8 protein-coding genes are annotated in these 6,603 nt (G+C 65.8%); 6 read left to right on the top strand and 2 right to left on the bottom strand.

Features of this window, described 5'->3' with window-relative positions; all coding sequences use genetic code 11:
• A partial coding sequence (locus tag E6J58_02670; GenBank protein TMB41775.1) for an isocitrate lyase/phosphoenolpyruvate mutase family protein occupies window positions 1–106 on the bottom strand: 106 nt, incomplete at its 3' end.
• Between the two features lie 114 nt (window positions 107–220).
• Here E6J58_02670 and E6J58_02665 point away from each other — a divergent pair.
• From E6J58_02665 to E6J58_02645, 5 genes are all read left to right on the top strand, one after another.
• Complete coding sequence (locus tag E6J58_02665; GenBank protein ID TMB41774.1) at window positions 221–487, top strand: hypothetical protein; 267 nt, start codon at window positions 221–223, stop codon at window positions 485–487.
• Between the two features lie 18 nt (window positions 488–505).
• The gene (locus E6J58_02660; protein ID TMB41773.1) at window positions 506–1,333 is read left to right on the top strand and encodes a DUF692 domain-containing protein; all 828 of its coding nucleotides are present in this window, start codon (window positions 506–508) and stop codon (window positions 1,331–1,333) included.
• On the top strand, window positions 1,249–2,040 hold the full coding sequence (locus tag E6J58_02655) for a DUF2063 domain-containing protein (protein ID TMB41772.1): 792 nt from the start codon (window positions 1,249–1,251) through the stop codon (window positions 2,038–2,040). The genes E6J58_02660 and E6J58_02655 overlap by 85 nt, the downstream gene beginning before the upstream one ends.
• Window positions 2,041–2,690: 650 nt before the next feature.
• A complete protein-coding gene (locus E6J58_02650; GenBank protein ID TMB41771.1) occupies window positions 2,691–3,563 on the top strand; it encodes a HAMP domain-containing histidine kinase in 873 nt (290 codons plus the stop codon).
• 7 nt (window positions 3,564–3,570) lie between these two features.
• Complete coding sequence (locus E6J58_02645) at window positions 3,571–4,971, top strand: sigma-54-dependent Fis family transcriptional regulator (protein TMB41770.1); 1,401 nt, start codon at window positions 3,571–3,573, stop codon at window positions 4,969–4,971.
• Window positions 4,972–4,977: 6 nt separating this feature from the next.
• Here E6J58_02645 and E6J58_02640 read toward each other — a convergent pair whose 3' ends face one another.
• The gene (locus tag E6J58_02640; protein TMB41769.1) at window positions 4,978–6,009 is read right to left on the bottom strand and encodes an alpha/beta fold hydrolase; all 1,032 of its coding nucleotides are present in this window, start codon (window positions 6,007–6,009) and stop codon (window positions 4,978–4,980) included.
• Between the two features lie 231 nt (window positions 6,010–6,240).
• On the opposite strand from E6J58_02640, the gene E6J58_02635 reads away from it, so the two are divergent.
• Window positions 6,241–6,582 (top strand): hypothetical protein, encoded by a 342-nt coding sequence (locus E6J58_02635; GenBank protein TMB41768.1) that lies wholly within the window; start codon window positions 6,241–6,243, stop codon window positions 6,580–6,582.
• Window positions 6,583–6,603 lie beyond the last annotated feature (21 nt).

Below are 6,603 nucleotides of genomic sequence, written 5' to 3'. Positions count from 1 at the left end.
CCTGCTCGACGATGCGCGCGCTGGCGACGTCCCAGGCGTTGGGAAACAGCAGAATGGAGGGGCCGGCGTGGAGGCGCCGCAATGCATCGGCCTTTTCGCGAGACATGCCCTCACCGTATCACCGTGGGAATTTTTTTTGAGTCCGGATGATCCAGCGTGTAACGGTTTCGCGGCGCGGACGTACCTACGTGCCGAAGTTCCACTTCCGGGAGGAAAACCCATGTCGATGAAGAACGCCGTCCTTGCCACCGCCGTCGCCTCGCTCTTCGTTTCGGGCGCGGCGTTCGCGAAGGACAAGACGGAGAAGAAGGCTGGCGACAAGGTGATGTGTGCCGGCGTCAACGAGTGCAAGGGCCACGGAGCCTGCAAGAGCGCCAGCAACGCCTGCAAAGGCCAGAACGGCTGCAAGGGCCAGGGCGTGACCGAGACCAGCTCGCAGGACTGCACGACCAAGGGCGGCAAGGTCGCCGTCGCCGAGAAGAAGTAGAGCTCCGCCGGGGCGAGGATGGCATTCGCGCGCAAGGACCTGGGCCACGGCATCGGGCTCCGTCCCAAGCACTATGGGCGGTTTCTGGAGGAGTCGCCTGCCGTCGACTGGGTCGAAGCGATCAGCGAGAACTTCCTCGCCCCTGGTGGGCGCCCCATTGCCGTCCTGGAGAAAGTACGGCGCGACGTTCCCGTCGTGCTCCACGGCGTTTCGCTCGGAATCGGATCGGTCGATCCCCTCGATCCGCGCCTGCTGCGCGGCCTGCGCGAGCTGACCGTCAGGGTCGAGCCCGTCTACGTCTCCGACCATCTCTGCTGGGGTCGTCACGGCGGCCGGTACGCGCACGACCTGCTGCCGCTCCCCTACACCGAAGAAGCCCTCGCGCACGTAATCTCGCGCGTGCGCCAGGTGCAGGACGTGCTCGGCCGGCAGATGATGCTCGAGAACGTCTCCAGCTACGTGGAGTACGCGTCGTCGACGATGACGGAGTGGGAATTCCTCGCGCGCATCGCCGGGGAAGCCGACTGCGGCATCCTGCTCGACGTCAACAACGTCTACGTCAGCGCCCGTAACCACGGCTTCGATCCCGACGCCTACCTGGCCGGGATTCCGGTGGACCGCGTGGGGCAGTTCCACCTTGCCGGCCACAGCGACCATGGGACCTACGTCCTGGATACGCACGACGCGCCGGTGGTCGATGCCGTCTGGGAGCTGTACCGATCTGCGGTCCGCCGCTTCGGCCGTGTGCCGGCGCTCATCGAATGGGACGACCACGTCCCCGAACTGGAGCGGCTGGTGGAGGAGAGCCATCGGGCGCGCGAGGTGGAAGCCGAGGCGCTCGCATGAAGCTCGCCGAAACGCAGCGCCTCTTCTGGGAACTGCTCCAGGGCACTGAAGGTCCGCTCGACGCTTTCGTCGGCTCATCAGCGCTGCCCGCGGAAGAGCGCGTCGCGATCTACGCGCGCATGTTCCTGCACCGCCAGGTCGACGCCCTGCGGGAGATGTTTCCCAAGGTCGTTGCCGCCCTGGGCGACGAAGGCTTCTTCGAGGTCGCTGCCAGGTACGTCCACGACCATCCGTCGGAGCATCCGGATCTCGGGCAACTCGGCCGCAGGTTCGCGGCTTTCCTCGAGCGACCCGATCTGCGCGATCTCGCGAGACTCGAGTGGGCGCGAGGCGAAGTCTTCGAGGCCGCCGAGGCAGCGCCGCTCTCGCCGGAGGAATTCGCCCGGCTGGCGCAGGAGGCGGATGCCTTCATGGATCGCCGCCTACAGCTCATTCCTGCGCTGCGCCTGCTCGAGCTGGAGCACGACGTCGGACAGCTCTGGGACGAAAGCGCGAAAACGGCAGGCCCTCGGCAGATCCGCGTCGTCGTCTGGCGGTCCGGGTTCGACGTTTTCCACGTGCAAGTCGACGCAGACGAAGCGCGCGCGGTCCAAGTCGCCGCCGATGGCGCAACCGTGGGGGAGATCTGCGGCGTGTTCGGCGACGCGGCACGTGCCGCCGACGTGCTCCAGGGCTGGCTCGCCGAAGGCTGGATCGGAGCGCGCTAGACTCGACCGTCCTCCAGGCGTAGAAGTGCCTCGGGGAGGGGGCGCGATGCATGCGCTCGAAACCGGGGTTCCGACGGCGACCATCGGCATTGGCGGAACCCATGTTTGAACGGGTTCTTGCGCCGCCGACCACGGCGTGGCGATGAACGCGACCGCTCGCGACCTGCTGGGAGCGACGCTAGAGCTGGAGCGGTTGCGCAACGCGCGCCGCCTTCTGGCGTTGCGGGCGGCCCTCACCGCCTCGTTCTTCGCGTTGAGTGGCATTGCAGTGGCGCTCGGTGTGCGCGGCGCGGGTGCGCGCCTTCCGATCGTCGCGGCTTATTGCATTCTGTCCGTCGGACTCTACGCGGTCGGCCGCTACCGCCTGGAGATCCTGAGGCATTCGTGGGTGGCGATCGCGATCCTGGACGTTCCGTCCGTGTACGCGTTCCAGCGCGCCGCGATGCGCGAGGTCCCCGAACACGCGCTGCTGATGGCCGCAATGACAGTTGCCATCTACCTGCTGCTGGTGATGGCAGCGCAGCTAGCGATCAGACGCTTCTACCTCGTCCTCACGGCGGCGACGAGCTACGCGCTGCTGATCGTGCTGTTCGCCGCCGTTCCTGGCGTTTCGCGCACCATCTGGCTGGACGCGCTCCTCTTGCTCGTCGGTGCGCCGGCACCAGGTCGTGACATTGAACCAGGGCCTCGAGCAGAAGGTCGCGGAGCGGACGCTGCAGTTGGAGAACACTGTTCGCGACCTCCGCGCTGCTCAAGCGCAGGTGGTCCATGCGGAGAAGATGGCGTCGATCGGGCGTCTGTCCGCCGGGATCGCCCACGAGATCAACAATCCGATCAATTTCATCGCCAATTCGCTTCCGCCGCTGGAAGCAACGTTCCTCGACGCACGCGCGGTGCTCGGTCTCCATGCGGAACGCGCCCACGACGAGGCGATGCGGCAGGCAGAATTGCGGCGCCTTCCGGCAGCACTCCAGGACGTGGAAGACATGTTCCGCACGCTCCGCAATGGCGTCCAGCGCAGTCGCGACATCGTCGCTGGCCTCACCACGTTCGCCCGCCGCGACGAGGGTGAGCCGCGTCACGAAGAGGATGTCCGGCAACTTCTCGACTCCGCGGTTTCGCTGCTTCGGTACGAGCTCGACTCCCGGATCGAGGTAGTGAGGCGCTACGGACCGGACGGACGGATCCGCTGCTACCCTGGGGCTCTGAGACAGGTGTTCGTCAATCTGCTCAGCAATGCCGCGCAGGCGATCGATGGAAGCGGCAGCATCGTGCTGACCACCGCTCGCGACGCCAACGCGCTCACGGTCTCGGTGGAGGATACCGGGTCGGGAATCGCGCCGGACGTAGCGAGCAAGATTTTCGAGCCCTTCTTCACCACGCGTCAGGTCGGGCGCGGCATCGGCCTGGGCCTCGCCATTGCCCACGCCATCGTCGAAAGACACAACGGGTCCATTCGCGTGGAACCCAGGGCGCCGCACGGGACGCGTTTCGATGTGGTCCTGCCGCTGGAGATCGGATGAAACGCCAATGAGCGGCAACGACATCAATTATTCGCAGTACCCCGTCCTGGCAGTCGACGACGAGCGGGACAACCTTGACGTCATCCGCTACGCCTTCAAGCAGTCCCACCCTCTCCTCTTCGCCGAGAGCGGCGCCGAAGCGATGGCAACGCTGGAAAAGCATCCCGTTGCGGCAATCGTCTCCGATCAGCGGATGCCCGCGATGAGCGGTCTGGAGTTGCTGGCCCAAGCCCGGAAGCTACGACCGGATGCCGTGGGCGTGCTGCTCACCGCGTACGGCGACGTCCCGATGTTGGCCGAAGCGATCAATTCGGGCCTGGTCTATCGTTACGTGCAGAAGCCATTTGACGCGTCCGATCTGGGCAGCGCGATCAAGCAAGCCGTCGAGAAGCATCACCTGGTCATCGAGAACCGGCGACTCGTCGACAGGCTCGCGCGGCACAACGAGTACCTCAAACGTGAAGAGCACGTCTCCTGGAACGGGGCCGAGATCGTAGGACAGGCACCGCCGCTGGCCGCTGCGCTCGAATTGGTGCGCCGGGTGGCGCCGACCACGGCGACGGTGTTGCTGCGTGGCGAGAGCGGCACCGGCAAGGAGTTGATCGCTCGCATGATTCATTCCTCGAGCGCGCGCACGAACCGGCCGTTCGTGCGAGTGAACTGTGCCGCGCTCGCCAGCAGCGTGCTGGAGAGCGAGCTCTTCGGTCACGAGCGCGGCTCATTCACCGGGGCTGTGGCGCGGCGCAGCGGACGGTTCGAGCTCGCCCACGAGGGGACGCTCTTCCTCGACGAGGTGGGCGACATGTCTTCCGAACTCCAGGTAAAGCTCCTCCGCGTTCTGCAGGAACGGGAATTCGAGCGGGTGGGAGGAGCGGAGACCCTGCGAGTGGACGTGCGGGTGATTTCCGCGACCAATCGCGACCTCGAGGCCGCGATGGCCGCAGGGACGTTCCGCGAGGACCTCTTCTATCGGCTCAACGTATTTCCCATCCGCGTGCCGCCGTTGCGCGAGCGTCCGGGAGACATCGAAGGTCTTGCTGGCCATTTTCTGGCCCGTTTCGTCGCGGCGTTCGGCCGCAGCATCACCGGGCTTCGCGATGACGCCGTCGAGAAGCTCTGCGCCTACGAATGGCCGGGGAACGTTCGCGAGCTGGAGAACGTGATCGAGCGCGCGGTGATCCTCGCTCGCGGAATGGAGATCTCGGGGGATGATCTTGACTTCGGCGTCCGCCCATTGCCGGACCGCGAGCCATCCCGTGTCCTTGATCACGCGCTTGCGGAGATGGAGCGCAAGAGTCTGGTAGACGCGTTGGGCCGGCACCACGGGCACAAGGCCGACGTCGCACGGGATCTGGGCATCAACCGATCGACGCTCTACTACCGGCTGCGAAAGTACGGGATCCAATAAGCCCCCTCAGGACCGAAACTGCCAGAGAAGGCGGCCGCGTACGCGGACGGCGAACAGTCGGAAGCGTTTCTCTGGCGGCGCCGCATACGAGAGCAGTTGGAAGATGTCTGCCAGCACCCGTTCGTTCTCGAGGAAGTAATCGTGGCGGATCGGGCCCTCGTCGGCAGAGGTCACGTCAATGGTGTCCATGCCATCGATGAGGACGACGTTGCGATCGGAGTCGCCCGCGCGCGGATGAGCCGACAGCAGCGCTGAGACGCGCAACGCGAGGTCGGAGGCCGTGTACAGCGTGATCCGCTCCGCCGTCGCGACGATCGCAGGGAGGACGTCGCGAAACGCGTCCGCGTCCACGTCTGGCGCCGCAAAGATGATCTGTCCGAATCGCGCCGCGTGCGGCCCGACGGCGAGGCTGTGCAGGGCCGCCACCACGGGTCGGCTGCCCAGGCTGTGCGCAAGCAGATGGATTTGGGCGCGTCCGGTACGCGCGGCCAGAGCTTGGAGGAACCCGGCGAGGTGGGGCGTCGTCCAATCGGCGTTGCTCGAGTCGCCAAGGTACGACCAGCGATTCCCGTTCGACGGCCAGCTGTACAGGACCACAGCGCCCTCGAACTGGAGTTGATGCTTCAACTGCCCTGCCCAGAGGACCGCTTCGTCGAAGCTGAAATTGTACCCGTGCACGAATACCAGGATGTCCCTGGCTCCTGTCCGCGTGAGAGCAGAGCTCAGCGACTGCTCGAACTTCTCCTGCGACAGCGGAATGCCCAGCGCGATTGTTCGTGCCGGAAGCAGTACGGGCGAAATGCCGAACGACAGGGCTCCCGAGCCGCGATCGCCGGCGAAACTGTTCGACGACAAGGCTTTCCTGTCGGTCGCATAGAACACTTCCACCCGGGTGTCCGGGGACGGTCCTCGCCAGGAGATAGAGCTGGCAGCACACCCGGACGAGATCAGCGCGCAGACCAGCAGGCCGTGCCTTCCTGGCCGACGGTGCGCTCTGATCGCGGCGGGTATTGACCTCACGCGAGTCCGCTGTTGCACGCGCCGCGCCGCACCGCGCCTCGCTGCAGGAGGCCGCGCGAAGCGGCGAGCGCGCGATCAGGATTTCCACGCAAACGTCAGGTTTCCACCGTGCAACCGGACCCGGCTCGGAGTGGCGATCGACGGCATTCACCTTGCACCACCTTCGCCCTTGCACCATTGCGCGCCGGCGCTCGCAGCCGCCGACGCATCGGGTCTGCTTCCCAGCCGCGTCGAATTGGAGTTGGTGCAATGAAGGCAATGCATCGCCTCGCTCCGGACATTGTGGATCTGCTCACCTGCATCGTGAGGGTCTGCAGCGCCTACCAGGGGAGTGTGATCAGCTGGTGCCGCAGCCGAAGGACCAACAAGGATGTCGGCGGCCATCATGCGAGCAAGCACCTCTGCGCGTGTGCATGCGACGTTGTCTACGACCCACGGCCGCGCCTCGGGAACGGTGGCAAGCCAGAGCCTTACCGTCCGCCGCTCTCGCTGCTACAGGCCGAGTGCGCCCTGTACAACGTGAAGGTGATCCGCGAGCATGGCCATGATCACTTCGAGTGTTCGCAACTGCCGCTGCGGATGTACTTCTAGGGCGGCTGGGCATTGAGTCGG

It is taken from the genome of Deltaproteobacteria bacterium, from assembly GCA_005879535.1.
Lineage (GTDB): Bacteria > Myxococcota > Myxococcia > Myxococcales > 40CM-4-68-19 > 40CM-4-68-19.
The sequence above is the reverse complement of the archived record's forward strand: the minus strand, read 5'-3'. Positions and strand labels throughout refer to the sequence as shown.

Coding starts and splice junctions, on each gene's coding strand:
- E6J58_02665 (TMB41774.1), top strand. CDS start 221: ATGTCGATGAAGAACGCCGTCCTTGCCACCGCCGTCGCCTCGCTCTTC.
- E6J58_02660 (TMB41773.1), top strand. CDS start 506: ATGGCATTCGCGCGCAAGGACCTGGGCCACGGCATCGGGCTCCGTCCC.
- E6J58_02655 (TMB41772.1), top strand. CDS start 1,249: ATGGGACGACCACGTCCCCGAACTGGAGCGGCTGGTGGAGGAGAGCCA.
- E6J58_02645 (TMB41770.1), top strand. CDS start 3,571: ATGAGCGGCAACGACATCAATTATTCGCAGTACCCCGTCCTGGCAGTC.
- E6J58_02635 (TMB41768.1), top strand. CDS start 6,241: ATGAAGGCAATGCATCGCCTCGCTCCGGACATTGTGGATCTGCTCACC.